Genomic DNA, 20,386 nt, shown 5'->3' with positions numbered 1-20,386 from the left:
GGCCTCATCCTGCCCCAGGGTTCGCGACCCGCATAAGTGACGGCCGTCACGCTTACCTATGGTGAGGTGATGAGCACCGTCGCCGACGCGGACCGGGTCGCCGACCTGGCCCGCCGGGTCATCGCCGAACACGATCCGACTCAGGTCCCGATTCCGGAGTACCTCACTGCCTGCTACGACGCCGGCCTGTCCTGGGTGCACTTCCCGGAGGGCCTCGGCGGCCTCGGGGTGTCGCGCGGGTTGCAGGCCGTCGCCGACGGCATCCTGCAGGGCGCGGGCGGACCGATACCGCTGAGCCTGAATCCCATGGGCTACGGCATGGCCGCGCCCACCATCCGCGAGCATGCGCAGTCCGAGGAACTGAAACGGTCGTGGTTGCGGCCGTTGGCGGCGACCGAGGACATCTGGTGTCAGCTGTTCTCCGAGCCCGGCGCCGGATCCGATCTGGCCGGCCTGGCCACCTCCGCCGTCCTCGACGGTGACGAATGGGTGGTCAACGGCCAGAAGGTATGGACCTCGCTGGCACACCGGGCCAGGTGGGGTCTGCTGCTGGCCCGGTCGAATCCCGATGTGGCCAAACACAAAGGGCTCACCTACTTCGTGCTGGACATGCACGGCCCGGGCGTCGAGACGCGGCCGCTGCGCCAGCTGACGGGCCAGGCCGAGTTCAACGAGGTGTACCTCACCGACGCCCGGATCCCCGATGCCCACCGGCTCGGCGACGTGGGTAACGGCTGGAACGTGGCGATGACGACGCTGATGAACGAGCGCAGCGCCCTCGGCGGCAGCGGCAGCCGGCGCGGCGCGGGCACCATCGCCGACGCCGTCGCGTTGTGGGCGACGCGACCCGATCTGCGCACGCCGGTCCTGCGGGACCAGCTGACCCAGCTGTGGTTGCGCTCCGAAGCGCAGCGGCTGACCGCGCAACGCTCGCGGGCCACCGCGACCTCCGGCGGCCCCGGACCGGAGGGGTCCGTCGGCAAACTGGTGGGCGCCGAGCTGAATCAGCACATCTATTCATGGTGCATGGATCTGCTTGGCGCCGAAGGCATCCTGTACCACGGCTACGGACTGCACGACAGCGACGACCCCGAGGATTGGCGCGGGCCCGTCCAGCAGCGCTTCCTGCGCAGCAAGGCGAACACCATCGAGGGCGGGACGTCCGAGGTGATGCGCAACATCCTGGCCGAACGGATCCTCGGCCTGCCCGGTGATCTGCGGGCCGACGCCGGTATGCCCTGGAAGGAGATCCCCCGTGGCTGAGTTCGAGTTCAGTTCCGAACAAGCTCAATTGCGCTCCGCCGTACGTAAATTCAGTGCCGACAACTTCGGCGAGCAGCCCGCCCGCACCCAGATGGAATCCGAACCGCGGTTCGACCGAAAGGTCTGGCAGCGCCTGGGGTCGGAGTTGGGGGTGCTCGGCCTTTCGGTGCCCGAATCCGACGGCGGAGCCGGCGGCACCCTTGTCGATCAAGCGATCGCGGCGGAGGAACTCGGCGCCGCACTCGCGACCGGTCCGCTCTTCGGCACCGTGTACCTGGCCATCCCCGCACTGGTGGCTGCCCAACCCGGCGCGGCCCGCGACGAACTACTCGGTGCGCTGGTGGAAGGTACCCGCACGGCGGCCTTCGCCGTCGGCGACCGCGCCGGCGCCTTCGATCCCGACGCTGTCACAGTGACCGGGACCGACACCCTGACCGGCCGCATCGACCGGGTGGTCGACGGCGACGCCGACGAACTGCTGGTCGCGGCAACGGGTTCGGAGGGGGTGGCGTTGTATGCCGTGGCCTCCGACGGCGTCCATCGCGAACCGCTGGTCACCCTCGATCTCACTCGGCCGCAGGCCACCATCACCCTCACCGATGCGCCGGCCCGGCTGATCGCGGGACCGGACACCGCACCACGCATCATCACCCACGCCCTGCAGGCCGGGTCGGCGCTGCTGGCCGCCGAGCAGGTCGGCGCCGCGCAGCATCTGCTCGATCTGTCGGTGGAGTACGCCAAATCCCGGTTGCAGTTCGGTAGGCCGATCGGCTCCTTCCAGGCGGTGAAGCACCGGCTCGCGGAAGGTCTCGTCGACCTCGAACATGCCCGCTCGGCCACCTATCACGCGGTGTGGGCGTTGACCGACGGATCCGATGACCCCGCGCTGGCGGTCAGCATCGCCCAGGCCCTGGCGTCGGCGACGCTCGCCCGCATCGCCACCGACACCATCCAGGTGCACGGCGGTATCGGGTTCACCTGGGAACACCAGGCGCACCTGTACTTCAAGCGGGCCGTCACCGACGCCGCGTTGCTCGGCAGTGCCGAAGCGCATCGGAACCGGGTGGCGGAGCTGGTGCTCGATACCGCGGTCGCGGACAAGGCACCCCGGGTCGCGACGGGCTGAAGGGGTTGCCTCGACGGTGAGTGAGGCTAATTTCTAGCTTCCCTAAGCGTCGAGGCCGGCGATCTCGATGCCGGCCGGTTGTCGGACCCCGCGACTAACATCGCACACATGTTCGATGCATTGCTGGAGCGGTCCGCAGCGGCTGAGGCACTGGACCGGATGGCGACGGCCGTGCGCGCGGAGAACGCCGCGGGGGCGCGCCGGCTGGAGGCGATCGCCGATCTCTATGAGATCCGTGCCCCGGGTGCGGACGTGGAGCGACTGAACTGGGCGATCGACGGGTACGCCGGCCTGGCCGCCGAGGTGGCCGTCGGGTTGGGGATCTCCCGATCCCGGGCGGATGCCCAGCTCAGGGTGGCAATCGCGCTCCGCGACCGGTTACCGGCAGTGGCGACGGTGCATCTGTCCGGGGAGGTGGACTACCGGTTGGTCACCACGGTGATCAACCGCACCGACCTGGTCGACGATCCGGCCCGGCTGGCCGTGATCGACGTCCAGATCGCCGCCAAGCTGCTCGAATGGATGCGACTGTCGGGGCCGGTGCAGGAGCAGCGCATCGACGAGGTCATTGCCCGCAGTGATCCTGCAGGAGTCCGCACTCCGGGCCCGGCGCGGGACAAGCGGCGCGTCGATGTGGCGCCCGCCCCGGGCGGGATGTCCGATGTCTGGGCCCGCGTCGAGGCCGCCGCAGGTGCCGCGTTCGACACCCTGCTCGACAGGATGGCCGACAGCGTGTGTGCCGATGACCCGCGCACCAAACACCAACGCCGCTCCGATGCCATCCTCGCGATCGGGCTGGGCACCGCGCTGGCCTGCGAATGCGGCAATGCGGCCTGCCCGGCCGCCGACCCCGGCCGCACCGCCACCGCGGGCCGATTCGTGATCCACGTGATCGCCACTCCGGCCACCCTCACCGCCGACCCGCACGCGCCGGGATACCTGCCCGGGCACGGCGTACTACCCGCCGACCAGGTCACCGCTCTGCTGCGTGCGGGTGCCACGGTCAAGGGCATCCCCATCCCGGCGCCCGAGGCCGAACCCGGCTACCGGCCCTCCACCGCGTTGGCCCAGTTCGTCCGGACCCGCGATCTGACCTGCCGGTTCCCCGGCTGCGCCGTGCGCGCCGAATACTGCGACCTCGACCACACCGTGCCGTGGCCGGGCGGCCCGACGCACCCGTCAAACCTGAAGTGCCTGTGTCGTTTTCATCATCTGCTGAAAACCTTCCACGACGGCTGGACCGACACCCAGTACCCCGACGGCACCGTGGTCTGGCGCACCCCCACCGGCCAGGTGCACACCACCACACCCGAAGGCGCGCACTGGTTCCCCGCCCTGGCCACGCCAACCGGAACACCCGATATCCACACCGCCGCAACCCCGAACCCGCTCCGTGGACTGAAAATGCCCCGACGCAGGCAGACGCGCACCGCCGAACACACCCAACGTCTCACCCATGAACGCGGAACCAACCGCGAGCGCCTCGACCAACGACAGGCCGAACGACGCCTGTTGGCCTGGCAGCTCGAAGACCACCTCTACGAACAAGCCGCACTCGATGACACACCGATCCCGTTCTGAGACCGGCTCAGGCTATCGCGCCGGCGTCCTTGAGCTCCTCGATGCGGTCCCACTCCAGCCCGATTTCCATCAACACCAGTTCGGTGTGCTCGGAGGCCTGCGGGGCACGGGTCGTCTGCAGCGGCTCATGATTGAACTGCACCGGCCCACGCACCACCTTGAACGGTTTCCCGTCCGCACCTTCGACCTCGACGATCATGTCGTTGGCGATCGCCTGCTCGTCGGTACCCAGATCCACCAGGCTCTGGAACGGCGCCCACTGACCTTTCATGGTCTTGAGATGCCGGCGCCAGTACTCGAACGGCTTGCTGCGAATTGCTTCGGCGATGAGTTCCACACCGGCTTCGGCATTCTCGATCAGCGGCAGCACGTCGGAGAATCGCGGATCATCGGCGAGTTCGGCCAAGCCCAGATGCGCGAAGGTGTCGCGGATATAGCCGGTGGGGCTGACGATGCACAGGTTGATGGTGCCGCCGTCAGAGGTCTGGTAGTTGGCCATGAACGGATTCACCGATGCCGTGGTACCCGGCATCAGCGAGCGCATCGTCTCCCCGGTCTCCATGCCCTGGGTGACGCTGGCGCCCGCGGCCCACCACGCGGTACTCAGCAGCGAGACGTCAATCTCCAGGGCCTCCCCGGTGCGTTCCCGGTGAAACAGTGCCGCCGAGATCCCGCCAGCGATGTTCATCCCGCCGATCGAGTCGCCGAAGGCCGGGATACCTTGGGGCAGAGCACCTCCCAGTTCCTCGGGGGTGAGCGCGTGTCCGACCCCGCTGCGGGTCCAGAAGGCGGTGCCGTCGAATCCGCCGGTGTCGCGTTCGGCGCCCTTGTCTCCGTACGCGCTGCCGCGCGCGTAGATGATGTTCGGGTTCGCCGCACGGATGTGCTCGACGTCGAACTTGTTCCGCTGCCGCTGCGCAGGCAGGTAATTGGTCAGGAACACGTCGGCGGTCTTGGCGATCTCGTAGAGCACCTCCTGGCCGCCGGGCGTGGAGACGTCGATGCCGACGCTGCGTTTACCGCGGTTGGGATGTTCGATCAGCGGGTGCCGGTCAGGGTCCAGCGCGAAGCCGCCCATATTCACGAACCCCCGCTGGGTATCGCCCCGAAGCGGATGTTCGATCTTGATGACATCGGCACCCCAGTCCGCCAGGATCGCCCCCGCCGCCGGGACGAAGGTGAACTGCGCGACCTCTAGGACGCGTACACCTTCCATGACCTTGCTCATCCGAGTCCTCTCCGCCCACCTACTGGCGACCGTACCGTATTGACGACGGTAGATGGCCCGGATCCAGGGTCGCTACCGCCCCCGCACCCCGCGGTAGATGCCACGCCGGACGATCCACGGCTGCAGCACCCGCTCGATCGACCACGCGGGGAAGCGGAACGCCTGCCCGGCCGGGGTGAACACCTCCAGGCCGTCACGCTGCACTCCGAGGACCGAGCCCCAGCGGGTCGACGGGGCGCGGTAGTCCCGCGGCCGGCCACCGGCGAGATAGGCCTTGACGTTGCGGGCCACCAGACCGTCGGCCCGGCTGCGCGCCGACGCCCGCAGCGGATCGGTGGCCGCGACGTCGCCGACCGCGAACACCCCCGGATGCCCGGGCACCCGCAATTGCGGTGTCACGCGGACGAATCCCTGCTCGTCGAGCACATCGGCCGGTAGCCACGCCGTGTTGGGGCGAACCTTGCCGATCGCCCAGAGCACCGCGTCCGCGGCGACCGGGGACTGCCCCGTCGACCAGTGCACCGGGTCACCGGTGATGGCGTCGCAGCCGAATCCCACGGGGACCACCGCGCGATGGCCGGAGTGCAACGCCACCCCGGCCGCCCGCAACCGCTTCTCGATCCGGTTCCACACCCGCCAATGATGTTGGGGCAGCGCACGTTCACCGGGGTAGTACAGCGCGACACCGGAAGCCGGCAAGGCCACCGCCAGATTCGCCGCGGCACTCACCGCGGCGGCACCACCACCGATGATTGCGATCGACTCCGCACCGGCCAGCCGGTCGTGCACCGAATGCAGTTCCCGCCCAACATCATCGGCGGTCTGCCAGACCGGTCGCCGCCAGAATCCATTGGTCACACCGGTCGCGATGACCAGCACGTCATAGGGCTCCACCGCGGCCGCACCGACACGATCGACATGCACGGTGCGCGCCGCCAGATCCACGCCCGTGAGCACCCCGTGCACCGTACGCACCCGGTCCAGTCCACGGAACCGGCCGAACTCGATCCAGTAGTCGCGGGCCCAGTCGTCGGGCCGCGCCACCCGCACGCCCAGTTCCTGGCCACTGACCAAGCCCGGTTTCACCGAGATACCCACGACATCGAAGCGCCGGGCCAACCGAATGGCGGTGAGCACCCCGGTGTCGCCGAGCCCGGCGATCACGACACGTTGGCGGTCCATCACCGCACGCTAACGGCTCGCGGCCCGCAACCCGACCATTGACGCCACACCGCCACCGTCGTACGGTCACAGCACGGATCTACTACAGGGGGTAGGAGATGTTCCGTATCAGTAATTGGAGCTTCGCCCAGTGGGGTCTGCTCGTCATCTCGGTGTTCCACCTCACGCAGGCGATCATCGGATTCATCGCCGAACCCAGTTTCGCCACCGGCCCGGGAGCGCCGACCGTGCAGATCCTCGGCATGGACTACAACGGCTGGCACGCGCTCGCCGGCCTTGCCCTGTTCGGGCCCGGTCTGGTGTTCTGCCTGCGCAAGTCCTGGTCGGTGCTGTACCTGCTGGCCGGTGCGGTGGCCGGCGGACTCCCCGGCGTCTGGGCCCTGTTCTCCCATCAGGTCGCCTACGTGTTCACCTTTCCCCACAACATCACCGATGCGGTCGTGCACTTCGTCACCGCGGGGGTGATGGCCGGGGTGGCCGTCATCCAGATCCGGCTCGACGGCGGGCTGCGAAGGTCGCTGGCCGATCTGCGCCGACAGTGACAAATACGCACTTCTGTGTAACGTGAGCGGGTGACCGATGCCTACTACGAACTCGTCGACGACGCCGATCCGGCCGGGGAGCGGTTCCGCGCATCCGACCACGTGATCAGCACCTGGGGCGCCGAGATGCAGAATGCGGCACCGGTGTCGGCGCTGTTGGTCCGGAGCCTGGAGCGCTGCGCGCCCCGCGCCGACGCCCGGCTGTCCAGGGTGGTGGTCGATCTGCTCGGTCCGGTCCCGGTGGCCGGACCACTGTGGCTGCGCGCCGAGGTGAAGCGTGCCGGCACCAAGATCGAACTGGTCGCGGCGAAGATGCTGGCGCCCGGCCCCGACGGCACGCCGCGCCCCGTAGCCGAGGCCCGCGCCTGGCGTTTCCAGGAACACGACACCTCCGGGCTGGTGTTCACCCCGACTACGCCGTTGGTGCCGCGAACGGCGACCTATCCCCGGCCGGTGAACCCCGACCTGGGCCAGACCTATATCGACACTCTGGACTGGCACTGGGTCAACGATGTGCTCAACAGCGTCCCCGCCGAATGCTGGGTGCGGTCCAAGGTCGACCTCGTCAAGGGCGAAGCGGCCAGCCCGCTGCAACGCCTGTTCTGCGTCGCCGATATCGCCAACGGGATGGGGTCTCGGATGGACCTGACCACGTGGACCTTCCTGAACACCGACCTGACGGTGCACATCCACCGGGTGCCCGACGGCGACTGGTTCGGGATCCGCGCCGAAACGAGTTACGGCGCTGACGGTGTCGGCACCTCGGTCGGCACCCTGTTCGACGAATCCGGTCCGATCGCGGCCATCCAACAGGCCCAGCTGGTACGCAGACGCCCGGGCCGCTAGCTGATCGCGTCGATGGCCTTGTAGATCCGCTGTTCGCTCACCGGCCGGGGGGTACCCAGCTGCTGCGCCCACAGACTCACCCGCAGCTCCTCGATCTGCCAGGCGATCTCCCGGATATCGGCCGCCTGCGCGCGGGTGGGCGAAAGGGCTTGGACCAGAGCGTCATACGCGTCCTCGACGGCGTGCACGCGGGCCATCCGCTCGGCGTCCGCGCCCAGGCCGTGCGGCAACCGCTGCAACCGGCGTTCGATGGCGGTGACGTATCGCGTCAGATCGGCCAGCCGGCCGGCCCCGGCATTCGTCACGAATCCCTTGGGCAGCAGCCTGTCCAGTTGTGACCGGATGTCAGCGACCGCTGCCGCCTGGGCCGGACCGGGTTTGTCCGGTAGGGCCACCTGGACCTCATGGAACGCCGTCAGCACCTTCTCCGCCCTGGTGACGATGCCCCGGGTCATGGGGGCCAGCTCCGCGGCCACCCTGGCCTTCAACGCGGTGAAATCGGCAACGGTCCATACCGTCGTACGCGCCAGCGCATCCACCGCCGCATCGGTGCAGTCGTCCAGCAGGTCCGCCAGCGTGCCGTCCGGGTTCGCGCCCAGCGCCAACCGGGTTCGGGTGTCCAGGCCCCGCTCGATGGCCTTCACCGGCGAGGGCACGCTGCACCGCAACAACCGCCGGATGCCGGGGCCCATCGCGGCCTGCTGTTCGGCAGCCGAAGCGAACACCCGCACATCCACCGACTTTCCGCGGTCCACGAAGGCCGGGTAGCCGCGCACGGTGTGCCCGCCGGTGACGCGCTCCACGGTGCGGGGCAGTTCGTCGAGATCGGCGGGCCACACGGTCAGACCGGTGCGCTCCAGGCCACCCGCGACGGCCGCGGTCACCGCCTGCTGAATCGGTGCGGCCAGGTCTTCCTGAAGTGCGCCAAGGTCTTTGCCGCGCGCCACCTCCTTACCGTCGTTGTCCTCGACGGCGAACGTGACCCGCAGATGCGCAGGCACCTTGGTCAGGTCGAAGGCATCGATGGGCACCAGGATTCCGCTGATCCGGCGCAGTTCACGCTGCAGCGCGTCGAGTACCGAACCCGATCCGGGGTCCAGTGTGGGCAGCACTGCGCGGGCGGTGTCGGGGGCGGGCACGAAGTTGCGGCGCAGATCCTTGGGCAGCGACTTGATCAGCGTGGTGATCAGTTCCTCCCGCAATGCCGGTACCTGCCAGGCGAATCCGTCACCGCCGAGGCGGGCCAGCACCTGCACCGGCACATGGACCGTGACGCCGTCGTCGGCCGCCCCCGGCTCGAAGCGGTAGGTCAGGGGCAGCGCCAGATCGTCGGTGCGCCAGGCGTCGGGATGGTCGGCGGAGTCGTCCACCCGCAGCAGTTCCTCGCGGGTGAAGGTGAGCAGATCCGGGGTCAGGTGCCGCTGCTTCTTCCACCACCCGTCGAAATGTCGCGCCGATACCGCCGTGGCCGGCACCCTGGCGTCGTACAGGGCGTAGATCTCGTCATCGGTGACCATCAGGTCACGTCGCCGCGACCGTTCCTCCAGCTCCGCCAGTTCGGCGCGCAGCGCGGCATTGTCGCGGAAGAAGTGGTGCCGGGTCTGCCAATCGCCTTCGACCAGCGCGTGCCGGATGAACAGCTCGCGGGCGACGACGGGGTCGACGGTGCCATAGCCGACCCGCCGCCGCGGCACCAACGGCAATCCGTAGAGGGTGACCCGTTCGTAGGCCATCACCGCGCCGCGCACGGCGTCCCAGTGCGGTTCACTGTAGGTGCGCGCAACCAGATGTGCGCCAACGCGTTCCAGCGTCTCGGGGTCGATACGGGCCGCTGTCCGGCCGAACAGCCTGCTGGTCTCCACCAGATCCGCGACGACGATCCAGCGGGGCGGCTTGCGGGTCAGCACCGAGCCCGGCGCCAGGACGAACTTCGAATTCCGCGCACCCTGGTAATCGCGGGAGTCCCGGCCCTTGGTTTCTTCCCGCAGGCCGATATGCGAGAGCAGTCCCGCCGCCAGCGCAGCATGCACGCCGGCGGGATCGGCGGCTTCGTCGGATTCCTGGACACCGATATCGCGGGCGATACTGCGCAACTGCCCCACCAGGTCCTGCCACTCCCTGATGCGCAGATAGTGCAGGAACTCCTCGCGGCACATCCGGCGGAAAGCGCTGCCCGAACGCTCCTTGCGCTGCTCACGCAGATAGTGCCAAAGATTAAGGTACGACACGAAATCCGAGTGCTCGTCGGCGAACCGGGCGTGCTTCTGCCGGGCCGCCTCCTCCCGGTCGACGGGTCGTTCACGCGGGTCCGGGATGGACAGCGCGGCGGCCAGCACCAGCACCTCGCGCACACAGCCCTCCGCGTCGGCCGCCAGGATCATCCGGCCGATCCGCGGATCCAGCGGCAGCCGCGCCAGCCGCCGCCCGGTGTCGGTCAGCGCGCCCGCGCTGTCGAAGGCGCCGAGTTCCTGCAGCAGACCGACCCCGTCGCGGATACTGCGTGCGTCGGGCGGGTCGAGAAACGGGAACTCTTCGATGTCACCGAGGTCCAGCGCCGACATCTGCAGGATGACCGCGGCGAGGTTGGTCCGCAGGATCTCCGGGTCGGTGTACCGGGGCCGGCCGTCGAAATCCGCTTCCGAGTACAGCCGGATGCAGATACCCGGCGCGGTGCGGCCCGACCGGCCGGCGCGCTGATCCGCCGACGCCTGCGAGATCGGTTCGATGGGCAGTCGCTGAACCTTGGTGCGCCGGCTGTAACGGGAGATCCGGGCGGTACCGGGATCGACGACGTACCGGATCCCCGGCACCGTCAACGACGTCTCGGCGACGTTGGTGGCCAACACGATCCGGCGGCCGCTGCGGCTCGGGGTGAACACCTTCTGCTGATCGGCGGTGGGCAACCGGGCATACAGCGGGAGCACCTCGGTATGCGGTCCGACCGCACCGCGCAATGCTTCTGCGGTGTCCCGGATCTCGCGTTCCCCGGACAGGAACACCAGCACGTCACCCGCCGGTTCGGCGGCCAGTTCGTTGACCGCGTCGACGATGGCCTCGGTCGGATCGCGCAGTTCGGTGCGCACGATCTCGTGATCGGGATCGTCCGGATCGTCGGAGTCATCGGCTGCGACCGGCACTTCCAGCGGCCGGTACCGGATCTCGACCGGATACGTGCGTCCCGACACCTCGACGATGGGCGCACCGCCGAAATGTTCGGCGAATCGGCCCGGATCGATCGTCGCCGAGGTGACGATGACCTTCAAATCCGTTCGGCGGGGCAGTAATTCGCGCAGGTAGCCGAGCAGGAAGTCGATGTTGAGGCTACGTTCGTGGGCCTCGTCGATGATGATCGTGTCGTACCGCAGCAGGCGCCGGTCGCGTTGGATCTCGGCGAGCAGGATGCCGTCGGTCATCAACTTGACCAGCGTCGAATCGTCGGCCTGATCGGTGAAGCGCACGGTGTAGCCGACGGCGCCACCGAGCGGGACGCGCAGTTCGTCGGCGATGCGCTGGGCGACGGTGCGGGCGGCCAGCCGCCGCGGCTGGGTGTGCCCGATGGTGCCACGGATACCGCGGCCGAGTTCCAGACAGATCTTGGGCAGCTGGGTCGTCTTGCCCGAGCCGGTCGCGCCCGCCACCACGACCACTTGATGCGCGGCGATCGCCCTGGCCAGCTCCCCGCGGTGCTCGCTCACCGGCAGGTCGGGGTAGGTGATCTCGGGGACCGCCGCCAGCCGGGTGGCGATGAGTCCTTCGGCGGCGGCGAACTGCGCCACCAGCTTCTCGTCCGGGGCCCCGCGCAGATTCTTCAGTCGCCGGCCCAACCGGGCGGCGTCCCGGAACGTCAGGTCATCGAGGCGCGCGCGCAGCTCGGTGGCGGACGGTTCTTGCACCAGGACAAGCATAGGGTGCACGCTCGAGGGATCGACTCGACGGGAGCGCCTCATGAGCGATCAGCTGTTCGATTACTTCGGCGAGATGTTGCGGGCCTGCCTGGACACCGATCTGAGTTCGTCACCTCAGATCGGTGCCGACAAGTTCGCCAGGTTCCTCACCGACGATGTGCGTCTGCACGTCCTCCAGGGCCGGCTGGCCGCCACCGAATGGGGCCGGGCCGAGGGACGGGGACCGGTACACGTGGCCGCCACCCACATCGTGATCACCGAGCACGGCCTGCTGTACGCGGCCGTCGTCACCCTGCCCCAACCGCGCCATTACCTGGCGGCGCCGCGCGCCCTTCTCGATTGGGTGGCCGATCATGTCGCCGCCAGCCCGCCGCCGTCGGGTTCGGCCGCCGCGGTGGACTGCCGCCTCGACCACGACCTCGCCTCGATCTGGCAGTTCGAGAGCGCTTTGCGCCACCGACTGGATTCCGATCCGGTGCTGCGGGTGCAGCTGGCACCGGCGTTCGCGGCCTGAGGCCTGAGGCCTGCTAGCGCGGCGACCAGTAGGCCAGCATCTCGGCGAACGTCTCGAACGCCGGTGTGGACACCCCGTAGGCGACCTCGAAGTGCACGCTCAGCGGGAATCCGAGATCGGCGACGCCGTCGATGACCCGCTTGTACAGATCGAGCATCAGGGTCCGCTTCTCGGCGGGCTCCAGGCCGGCCAGCGTGGTCACGAACTCCTGTTCGGCGGCCACCGCGGGATTGCCGGGATCCTGGATGAGCCAGGTGATCAGTCCGACCTTGGACTCCATCTTGGGCACGAACCCGAACGACAGCAGGATCTCGGGCCGGTGATCGGTCTGCTCGGCGAACTCGGTCAGGAAGCCCACGATCGCGTCGGAGTACAGCAACTGCGTCATGCCGTAGGTGGCGCCCTGGCCGCATTTGAAGCTGAACCGGCCCTGTTCACCGTCGCGGGTGGGGATCAGGATGGCGCCGCGGTTGGGCACCAGATCGGCATAGATCGACAGCGCGTCGGTGGGTGCGACACCCTCCCCCTCGCCGTCCTTCATGGTGCGCGGCACGCCGACGAAGGCGATCCCGTCGAAACCCGCGCCGCTGAGCTCGGTGAGGCGCTGCCCCAGTGCATCGGGGCCCAGGAAGGACGTCACCTGGGTGCACAACCCGCGCACACCGGGCAGTTCCGGCCGGATCAGCGACCAGTACTCGAGGACGTCCATCTTCGGTTTCATCTCGACGGGACGGTCGTCGTCCTCGTCGATCATGCCGGGGATCATGATGTGGCCGAACCGGCCTGCCAACCCTGTCGCGGCGGCCAGATCGAGCACCTTGTGGGCCTCGTCGACGGCGTACTGCGGGCCGCGCTCCACGTTCGGCGGCACGAGTTCCAGTGCGATGGTCTTCAGAGGTGTGGTCGCTGGCACCCTCATACCCTACGGATCGAGTTGGGGGTCGTGGTAAACCTCCCCCATGGCTGAACGGGTGACCTTTCCCAGCGCAACCGGCCCCATGCTGGCCGGGGTGATCGACCTGCCCGACGGCCCGGTGCGGGGCTGGGGCGTGTTCTCGCACGGTTTCACCCTCGGCAAGGACTCACCCGCGGCAGCCCGGATCTGCAAGCAGCTGGCGTCCGACGGGATCGGGATGTTGCGCTTCGACGCGCTGGGGCTGGGCGGCTCCGAGGGCGACTGGGGCGACGGATCCTTCACCGTCAAGGTCAACGACGTCATCGCGGCGTGCAGGTTCATGGCCGACCGCGGGACTCCGGCGGATATCCTGGCCGGGCACTCCTGGGGCGGCGCGGCGGTCCTGGCCGCGGCCCGCCAGTGCCCGGGGGTGCGCGCCGTGGTGACCGTCGGCGCCCCGATCGATCCGTCGCACGTCGAGCACCAGTACGACGCCTGCCTTGAGCAGGTGTTCGCCGAGGGCAGCGGGCAGTGGATGGTCGGCGGCAAGACCCTGACCCTGAAGCGGGCCTTCGTCGAGGACGTCCGGATGGCCAAACTGCACGACAAGATCAGGGGTCTGAAGCTGCCGCTGCTGATCCTGCATTCCCCGACCGACAACACGGTGGGAATCAAGAACGCCAGCGATATCTTCCGCACCGCCCGGCACCCCCGCAGCTTCGTGTCCCTGGAGGGTTCCGAGCACCTGCTCACCGGCCCGGGTCAGGCGCACCGCGCCGGCCGCATCATCGGCGCGTGGGCCGATGCGTATCTGGGTGACCGTTAGCGCCTACCATCAGCGCACCACGTTGGTGACTTTCGTCCCTGTGGTCTGGCTTCCCCGAAGTCATAGCGTCATTGCACGTAGCAAGCCGCGACGGGCGGCACGGGGACAACAGGGCGGAAGTGCCACCATGACGATTCCCACACTGCCAGACCTCACACCGCCAGATCTCACGCTCGGCGTGATCGGCCGCACCGGCAAGGAGAACGAACACCGGTTGCCGCTGCACCCGGCGCAGCTGGGCCGCATCGACGCCGACCTACGCGACCGGATCTATCTGGAGGACGGTTACGGCGCCGATTTCGGCGTCTCCGATACAGAGCTGTCGGAGTCGGTAGCCGGGGTGCGCTCACGCGCCCAGTTGATCGCCGAGTGCGACGTCATCCTGTTGATCAAGCCGGACGCCGACGATCTCGACGAACTTCGGGGCGGGCAGGTCTTGTGGGGCTGGCCGCACTGCGTGCAGAACGCGACGCTGACTCAGCGTGCCGTCGAACACCGCCAGACGCTCATCGCGTTCGAGTCCATGCAGCACTGGAGCGCCGACGGGTCGTTCACCTTGCATGTCTTTCACAAGAACAACGAGATGGCCGGCTACTGCTCGGTGCTGCACGCGCTTCAGCTCATCGGCTCCACGGGCACCTATGGCCGTCGGCTGCGTGCCGCGGTGATCGGTTTCGGCGCGACCGCGCGGGGTGCGGTGACGGCACTGAGCGCGCACGGCGTCACGGACGTCGACATCCTCACCCACCGCGGTGTCACCGCGGTGGCCTCGCCGATCCACTCCGCCGACATCGTGCAATTCGACGAGCAGGCGACGGGCCCGGGCGGCCGATCGCAGTGCTACGCCCTCATCGACGGCGGGCGGACTCCCCTGGCGGAGTTTCTCGCCGAGCACGATGTCATCGTCAACTGCGTCCTTCAGGACACCGATGCGCCACTGACATTCCTGGTCGAGGACGATCTCGCGGCGTTCCAGCCGGGCAGCGTGATCATCGATGTGTCCTGCGATGAGGCGATGGCCTTCAGTTGGGCGAGGCCCACCTCGTTCGACCACCCGACCTTCACCGTCGGCACCAACATCACGTACTACGCCGTCGACCACAGCCCGTCCTACCTGTGGAATTCCGCCACCTGGGAGATCAGCGAGGCGCTGCTTCCCTACCTGCGATCCGTACTCGCCGGGCCCGAGGGCTGGAACGCCGACCCCACCATCCGCCGCGCGATCGAGATCCAGGACGGAAAGATCCTGAACCCGAACATCACCTCGTTCCAACGCCGGCAGGGGTGAGTACGCGCTAACCGCGTCCGGCGCGGATCATCTCCTCGCGCGGAACCACCTTGACCCGCTCCCGGCCCTGCTGCTCACCGAGGGCGATCTCGTGGGCATCGAGCCGTTCCCATTCCGCCCACGTGGTGTAGTCGACGCCCTTGCCGGAAAGATAGGCCAGGATGGCGTCGGGGTCGCCGACCACGGGTGGCCGCAGGCCCGGTAAGTCGGCCAGCAGACTGCTGACCGTCTCGGCCGCATCGGATTTCGTGTGGCCGATCAGCCCGATCGGGCCGCGCTTGATCCAGCCGGTGACATAGGTGGCGTCCACCACCATCCAGTCCGCGTCGAGTACCCGTCCCGCGTCGTGCGGGACCACCCCGGCGTGGTGGTCGAACGGCAGATCGGCCAGATGGGTGGATTGGTACCCGACGGCGCGATACACGGCCTGCACCGGCCAGTCGGTGAATTCTCCTGTTCCACGGACGGTTCCGTCGCCGATCAGCTCGGTGCGCTCCGTTCGCAGCCCTTCGACGCGGCCCTCGCCGAGCACTGCCACCGGCGCCTGGCAGAGGTGGAGGTGGATGCGGTGGGGCGCCCCGGTGGGCTCTTTGTCCATATAGCGCATCATCGTGTCGACGACCAGCTTCACCGATTTCGTCGAGTTGATCGCCTTCTGACTGGCCTCGTCGATCTCGAAGCCCTCCGGGTGCACGATCACATCCACACTCGGCGAGTGCGACAACTCGCGGAACTCCATGGGCGAGAACTTGATCTGGGCCGGGCCACGCCTGGCGAACACGTGCACGTCGGTGGCCCGGTTGAGCAGCAGACCCTGGTACACGTTGCCCGGGATCTCGGTGCTCAGTTGTTCGTCGGCGGGTTTGGCTAGCATCCGCGCGATATCGAGCGCGACATTGCCCGCGCCCAGCACCGCCACGCTCTGGGCCTCCAGCGGCCAGGAGCGGGGCACGTCCGGGTGACCGTCGTACCACGACACGAAGTCCGCGGCACCGTAACTGCCGGGCAGGTCGATTCCAGGGATGTCCAGTGGACGGTCCCCGCGGGCACCGGTGGAGAAGATCACCGCGTCGTAATGGCGGCGCAGGTCGGCGAGGGTGATATCGCTGCCGTAGTGCACATTGCCGACGAAGCGAATCTCGTCCCGGGACAGCACCCGGCGCAGCGCCTTGATGATCTCCTTGATCCGCGGGTGATCGGGCGCCACGCCGTAGCGCACCAGGCCGTAGGGGGCGGGCAACCGGTCGAACAGGTCGACCCGGGCACCGGGATGTTCGCCGGTCAGGATGTCGGACGCATAGATCCCGGCCGGACCGGCCCCGACCACCGCCACACGGATGTCACGCACTCAGCACCTCACTCAAGTAAGTAAGGCGAGCCTAATTTGATATGTCGGCGCCGCAAGGCCTACGTCGGAGACAATGGCGGGATGAGAATGCCCGCCGCCTTCTTCGGACACGGCAGCCCGATGAACGCGCTCGAGACCAACCGCTACACCCGCGCCTGGCAGCAGTTCGGCCAATCCGCGCCACGGCCACGGGCCATCCTGGTCATCAGCGCGCACTGGTACATCAACGCCACCGCGGTGACGGCGATGCCCCGGCCCCGGACCATCCACGACTTCTACGGTTTCCCGCGCGAACTCTACGACATGCAGTACCCCGCACCGGGTTTGCCGGATCTGGCCGGCGAGATCGCCGATATCGTCGAGCCCACCTGGGTGGGCTCCGACCTCGACAGCTGGGGTATCGACCACGGCACCTGGTCGGTGCTGGTGCACGCCTTCCCCGACGCCGACATCCCCGTCGTCCAGTTGTCGATCAATGCCGAGAAGCCGCTCGACTACCACCTCGACCTCGGGGCCCGACTGGCCCCGCTGCGCGACAGCGGCATCCTCATCGTCGGCAGCGGAAACATCGTGCACAATCTGCGCGCCATGGATCCGGGCACACCTGATTCCGGATTCGATTGGGCCGCACGATTCGACGAGGCCGCCCGAGAGCTGCTCACCGCTTCCCCCGCGGATATGGTGCGACTCACCGAACACCCCGACTACGCCGCAGCCGTGCCCACCCCCGACCATTTCATCCCGTCGCTGTACTTCGCCGGTCTGCTCGCGGCGGCGGAACCGTCCGCCGCCCCCGACATCCTGATCGACGGATATACCTACGGTTCGTTGTCGATGACGTCGTACGCCGCCTGACCGGGATACTGTGTGCGGCGTGGGTGCACGCATGGGTCGCTTGGCGCTGGTCCTGGTCACCCTGTTGACGCTCACCGGATTCGTCGCTCCGGCGGCCCGCGCCGACCTGCAGGCCCGTATCGCCGCGGCCGACAGCTATCTGGCCTCCCGACCGGGTGTGATCGGCTATGTGCTGCGGGACCGCAGCACCGGGCAGAGATACGCCAACGCGGGCGCGGACACCATGATCTGGACTGCCTCCACCATCAAGCTCGCGATGGTGGTCGATCTGCTGACCCGTGAACGCGCCGGGGCGCTGCGGCTTTCCGCCGCGGATCGTCAGCTGATGATCGCCATGCTGCGCGATTCGGACAACGATGCCGCCGATACGCTGTGGTCGCGCTACGGCGGGCCCGACCATCGGGCGTTCAACGCCGACTTCCCGCGGTACGGATTGACCTCCCTGCAGCCCCAACCGGGGTTCAGCGATGTGTTCCCCTATTGGGGCTTTCAGAAGGCCACGGCCAACGACCTCGACCGGCTGATGAATTACGTGCTGTCCCAGATGAATTCCGCCGATGCCGCGGCGATCGCCAGTGAGATGCAGCGGGTCAGTCCGGATCAACAGTGGGGTGTCTGGGGCGCCGGACCGGCGATGGCTCCCGGAAACAAGAACGGCTGGTCCCAGGAACAGGGCGGCTGGGTGATCAACTCCGTGGGATTCGCCGGGGCCGGCGCGCGCTTCACTCTCGCCATCATGAATGCACTCGGCGGCGAGGGCGGCTATGACGACGGCGTCGCGACGACCACCAGGTTGAGCCAGATCCTGCTCAGTTGATGCGCGCCGCCCGGATCGCCGGCGCACTCGACGCCGCCAAGAAGCCGCGCATATCGTCGGGATACCGCACGTCCGGTTCCACCGATTCGGCGAAACGGTAGGGCTGTGCGGCGATCACACCGGCCAATTGCTTTCTGATCCGCGACATCTCGGCCCGTACGGTGACCACCCGGGACCGGTCTCCGTAGAGGTCCTCCGCCAAGTCCGGCGCCGAACGGCCCGAGGGGCAGGTCGCGAGCACGTACAGGATCTCGGCATGACGCTGCGAGATGTCCCGCCGCCACGCCCCGAACTGCCCGGCCACCTCGAGCGTCGGGGCATTCGGATCGCGCAGATCCAGGGTCGCCCGCGTCGACGCCGCTAGGGCGTCATCCTCGCCGACCGGCCGCACCAGCCACCCACCACTCAACGGTTCCAGATCGCAGGACCCCAGCGCGGGAACCCAGGCCCTACCGGGTGTGATGTTGTGCGGCAGCAGGATCCGGTGATGCGGCGGGAGTGCACCGACAGCGGCGACCCAGCCGTCCACATCGACGGCCAGCGCGGGCCCCGCCATCCGGGCCAGGATCGGGGCGGCGACGGCCCGCAACTGGTTCAGCGTGCGGTCATGCGCCTCGCGCAGTTGGGATTCGGCCAGCCGGGATACGAGGTCGACCAACGCGATGGTGGTGGGATGCACCGTTGCCGCCGGCCCCGACACGTCGACGGCACCGATCACCTGACCGGTGCGCGGATCCCGAATCGGGGCTCCGGCGCACGTCCAGGCGTGGTGGCTGCGCAGAAAATGCTCGGCCGAGAAGATCTGCACCGCGCGCCGGGACACCAGCGCGGTGCCGATCGCGTTGGTGCCGACCGCCGCCTCACCCCAGTTGGCGCCCTCGATGAAACCCAGCCGATCCGCTTTCATCAGCACCCGGGGCGCCCCGGAACGCCACAGCACCCGCCCCCGCGCATCCGCGACCACCAGGATGTTGTTCCCGTCGGCCAGCACCGATTCCAGCCCGCGGGCGATGTCGTCGAGTACGGCCATCAGTCCCGAGGACTGCCGCAGCGCATCGAGTCCACTGCGGTCCACGTCCGGCGGGCAGTGATGTTCTGGGTCAATACCCTTACCCAGCAACCTGTTCCAGGATTCTTCGATGACCAGGCGTGGTTTCGCGGGAGACCGCCCACCGGCCATCGTGGCGTCGTACACCTCGGACAACAGCAGCGCGTAACTCCGCGGGTCATCGCCGAGCGCGACCGCGGGTTCGGGTATCGACGAACCGGGCATTGCCTCGATTGTGCTCTCCATCACACCCGCTGTCACGCGCGGGCGCCCGGGCCTCAGCGGTACACCATGCCACCGTCGATGAGACCGGCCTGGCCCGTCATGTAGTCCGCGCCGGGACCTGCGAGATAGGCGACGAAACCCGCCACATCCTCGGGCGTCTCGGGCCGGCCCAGCGCGATCGTGGCGGCGAACTTCTCGAACGTCTCGCCCTCCGCCGCACCGGTCAACTCGGCGAACCTCTTGTCGATCGCCACCCACATATCGGTGCCGACCACACCGGGGCAGTAGGCGTTGACCGTGATGCCGTCGGCGGCGTGCTCCTTCGCCGCGGCCTGGGTCAGCGCCCGCACCGCGAACTTAGTGGCACTGTACGGGCCCAGCATCGCGAACCCCTCGTGTCCCGCAATGGACGACGCATTGATGATCTTGCTGATCTTTCCCTTGTCCCGGTTCCCGAGTTCCTTGAACTTGGCGACCGCGGCCTGGATTCCCCAGAGCACTCCGTCGACGTTGACGGCCCACAGCCGGGCAAGTTCCTGCGGTGTCACCTCCGCCAGCGGTCCCACCAGGGCGATACCGGCGTTGTTCACCATCACGTCGAACCCGCCCAGTGCCGACGCCGCGTGCGCCACGGCGGCGAACACCGCATCGCGGTCCGACACGTCCGCCACGAATGTGGTTGATTTCGAACCGATCTGCGCGATCTCGTCGGCGACGGCGGCGATACCGTCGTGCTGGGTGTCGACGAGCGCGATATCGGCGCCCTGGCGGGCCAACTCCAGGGCGATACCCCGGCCGATTCCGCGCCCCGCGCCGGTCACCAAGGCGACCTTGTCCAGTAGTGGAGCGTCGATGGTGCGTGTCATGTGCTGTGCCTTTCGGTGTGTGGTTGTCGTA

At 68.2% G+C, this 20,386-nt stretch carries 17 protein-coding genes; 10 read left to right on the top strand and 7 right to left on the bottom strand.

Annotated features, from left to right (window positions below; translation table 11 throughout):
* The first annotated feature begins 69 nt into the window (after positions 1-69).
* The 3 genes from FHU31_RS01790 to FHU31_RS01780 all read left to right on the top strand — a co-directional run bounded on the left by FHU31_RS01790 (position 70) and on the right by FHU31_RS01780 (position 3,970).
* A complete protein-coding gene (locus FHU31_RS01790; protein WP_167155142.1) occupies positions 70-1,263 on the top strand; it encodes an acyl-CoA dehydrogenase family protein in 1,194 nt (397 codons plus the stop codon).
* Entirely contained in the window at positions 1,256-2,389 is a 1,134-nt protein-coding gene (locus FHU31_RS01785) for an acyl-CoA dehydrogenase family protein (RefSeq protein WP_167155139.1), read from the top strand. The genes FHU31_RS01790 and FHU31_RS01785 overlap by 8 nt, the downstream gene beginning before the upstream one ends.
* A gap of 108 nt (positions 2,390-2,497) precedes the next feature.
* A complete protein-coding gene (locus tag FHU31_RS01780; protein ID WP_167155136.1) occupies positions 2,498-3,970 on the top strand; it encodes an HNH endonuclease signature motif containing protein in 1,473 nt (490 codons plus the stop codon).
* Positions 3,971-3,977: 7 nt separating this feature from the next.
* On the opposite strand, the gene FHU31_RS01775 is transcribed toward FHU31_RS01780, so the two are convergent.
* Together FHU31_RS01775 and FHU31_RS01770 are read right to left on the bottom strand one after the other, a co-directional pair.
* Entirely contained in the window at positions 3,978-5,198 is a 1,221-nt protein-coding gene (locus FHU31_RS01775; protein ID WP_234901119.1) for a CaiB/BaiF CoA transferase family protein, read from the bottom strand.
* 72 nt (positions 5,199-5,270) lie between these two features.
* Positions 5,271-6,380, bottom strand: coding sequence for an FAD-dependent oxidoreductase (locus tag FHU31_RS01770; RefSeq protein ID WP_167155133.1), 1,110 nt, complete (start codon positions 6,378-6,380; stop codon positions 5,271-5,273).
* Between the two features lie 98 nt (positions 6,381-6,478).
* Between FHU31_RS01770 and FHU31_RS01765 the strand changes: the two genes are divergently transcribed.
* Positions 6,479-6,922, top strand: coding sequence for a DUF4383 domain-containing protein (locus FHU31_RS01765; RefSeq protein WP_167155130.1), 444 nt, complete (start codon positions 6,479-6,481; stop codon positions 6,920-6,922).
* Positions 6,923-6,952: 30 nt separating this feature from the next.
* A complete protein-coding gene (locus tag FHU31_RS01760; RefSeq protein ID WP_167155127.1) occupies positions 6,953-7,768 on the top strand; it encodes a thioesterase family protein in 816 nt (271 codons plus the stop codon).
* On the opposite strand, the gene hrpA is transcribed toward FHU31_RS01760, so the two are convergent.
* On the bottom strand, positions 7,765-11,661 hold the full coding sequence (hrpA, locus tag FHU31_RS01755; protein ID WP_167155124.1) for an ATP-dependent RNA helicase HrpA: 3,897 nt from the start codon (positions 11,659-11,661) through the stop codon (positions 7,765-7,767). The two genes, FHU31_RS01760 and hrpA, sit on opposite strands and share 4 nt — an antisense overlap.
* 52 nt (positions 11,662-11,713) lie before the next feature.
* Here hrpA and FHU31_RS01750 point away from each other — a divergent pair, with 52 nt between their 5' ends.
* Positions 11,714-12,187 (top strand): hypothetical protein, encoded by a 474-nt coding sequence (locus tag FHU31_RS01750; protein WP_167155121.1) that lies wholly within the window; start codon positions 11,714-11,716, stop codon positions 12,185-12,187.
* 13 nt (positions 12,188-12,200) lie between these two features.
* Here the strand turns inward: FHU31_RS01750 and FHU31_RS01745 are convergent, their stop codons facing one another.
* On the bottom strand, positions 12,201-13,100 hold the full coding sequence (locus tag FHU31_RS01745) for a mycobacterial-type methylenetetrahydrofolate reductase (protein WP_263988204.1): 900 nt from the start codon (positions 13,098-13,100) through the stop codon (positions 12,201-12,203).
* Positions 13,101-13,146: 46 nt separating this feature from the next.
* On the opposite strand from FHU31_RS01745, the gene FHU31_RS01740 reads away from it, so the two are divergent.
* Positions 13,147-13,908, top strand: a complete 762-nt coding sequence (locus FHU31_RS01740; protein WP_167155116.1) for an alpha/beta hydrolase family protein — start codon at positions 13,147-13,149, stop codon at positions 13,906-13,908.
* Between the two features lie 127 nt (positions 13,909-14,035).
* A complete protein-coding gene (locus tag FHU31_RS01735; RefSeq protein WP_167155113.1) occupies positions 14,036-15,196 on the top strand; it encodes a N(5)-(carboxyethyl)ornithine synthase in 1,161 nt (386 codons plus the stop codon).
* 7 nt (positions 15,197-15,203) lie between these two features.
* Here the strand turns inward: FHU31_RS01735 and FHU31_RS01730 are convergent, their stop codons facing one another.
* Positions 15,204-16,544: an FAD-dependent oxidoreductase gene (locus tag FHU31_RS01730; RefSeq protein WP_167155110.1), complete on the bottom strand. Its 1,341-nt coding sequence runs from the start codon at positions 16,542-16,544 to the stop codon at positions 15,204-15,206.
* An 87-nt stretch (positions 16,545-16,631) separates the two neighbouring features.
* Between FHU31_RS01730 and ygiD the strand changes: the two genes are divergently transcribed.
* Positions 16,632-17,399, top strand: coding sequence for a 4,5-DOPA-extradiol-dioxygenase (gene ygiD, locus FHU31_RS01725; protein ID WP_167160503.1), 768 nt, complete (start codon positions 16,632-16,634; stop codon positions 17,397-17,399).
* 31 nt (positions 17,400-17,430) lie between these two features.
* Positions 17,431-18,216 carry a serine hydrolase gene (locus tag FHU31_RS01720; RefSeq protein WP_167160501.1) on the top strand — a complete coding sequence of 262 codons (786 nt, stop codon included), beginning with the start codon at positions 17,431-17,433 and terminating at the stop codon, positions 18,214-18,216.
* Here the strand turns inward: FHU31_RS01720 and FHU31_RS01715 are convergent.
* Both FHU31_RS01715 and FHU31_RS01710 read right to left on the bottom strand, forming a co-directional pair.
* Positions 18,209-19,489, bottom strand: a complete 1,281-nt coding sequence (locus FHU31_RS01715) for a GAF domain-containing protein (RefSeq protein ID WP_167155107.1) — start codon at positions 19,487-19,489, stop codon at positions 18,209-18,211. The two genes, FHU31_RS01720 and FHU31_RS01715, sit on opposite strands and share 8 nt — an antisense overlap.
* A 53-nt stretch (positions 19,490-19,542) precedes the next feature.
* Entirely contained in the window at positions 19,543-20,355 is an 813-nt protein-coding gene (locus tag FHU31_RS01710) for an acetoin reductase (RefSeq protein WP_167155104.1), read from the bottom strand.
* Positions 20,356-20,386 lie beyond the last annotated feature (31 nt).

This window comes from Mycolicibacterium fluoranthenivorans (assembly GCF_011758805.1).
In the GTDB taxonomy this organism is placed as follows: domain Bacteria; phylum Actinomycetota; class Actinomycetes; order Mycobacteriales; family Mycobacteriaceae; genus Mycobacterium; species Mycobacterium fluoranthenivorans.
Note: the sequence above shows the minus strand (reverse complement) of the source record. Positions and strands in the feature narration are given on the sequence as shown.

Bases quoted from the DNA above. Each gene is read 5' to 3' on its own strand.
- FHU31_RS01780 (WP_167155136.1), top strand. From the start codon at position 2,498: ATGTTCGATGCATTGCTGGAGCGGTCCGCAGCGGCTGAGGCACTGGAC.
- FHU31_RS01715 (WP_167155107.1), bottom strand. From the start codon at position 19,489: ATGCCCGGTTCGTCGATACCCGAACCCGCGGTCGCGCTCGGCGATGAC.
- FHU31_RS01770 (WP_167155133.1), bottom strand. From the start codon at position 6,380: ATGGACCGCCAACGTGTCGTGATCGCCGGGCTCGGCGACACCGGGGTG.
- FHU31_RS01720 (WP_167160501.1), top strand. From the start codon at position 17,431: ATGGGTCGCTTGGCGCTGGTCCTGGTCACCCTGTTGACGCTCACCGGA.
- FHU31_RS01710 (WP_167155104.1), bottom strand. From the start codon at position 20,355: ATGACACGCACCATCGACGCTCCACTACTGGACAAGGTCGCCTTGGTG.
- FHU31_RS01765 (WP_167155130.1), top strand. From the start codon at position 6,479: ATGTTCCGTATCAGTAATTGGAGCTTCGCCCAGTGGGGTCTGCTCGTC.
- FHU31_RS01740 (WP_167155116.1), top strand. From the start codon at position 13,147: ATGGCTGAACGGGTGACCTTTCCCAGCGCAACCGGCCCCATGCTGGCC.
- FHU31_RS01750 (WP_167155121.1), top strand. From the start codon at position 11,714: ATGAGCGATCAGCTGTTCGATTACTTCGGCGAGATGTTGCGGGCCTGC.
- ygiD (WP_167160503.1), top strand. From the start codon at position 16,632: ATGCCCGCCGCCTTCTTCGGACACGGCAGCCCGATGAACGCGCTCGAG.
- FHU31_RS01735 (WP_167155113.1), top strand. From the start codon at position 14,036: ATGACGATTCCCACACTGCCAGACCTCACACCGCCAGATCTCACGCTC.
- FHU31_RS01775 (WP_234901119.1), bottom strand. From the start codon at position 5,198: ATGAGCAAGGTCATGGAAGGTGTACGCGTCCTAGAGGTCGCGCAGTTC.
- FHU31_RS01790 (WP_167155142.1), top strand. From the start codon at position 70: ATGAGCACCGTCGCCGACGCGGACCGGGTCGCCGACCTGGCCCGCCGG.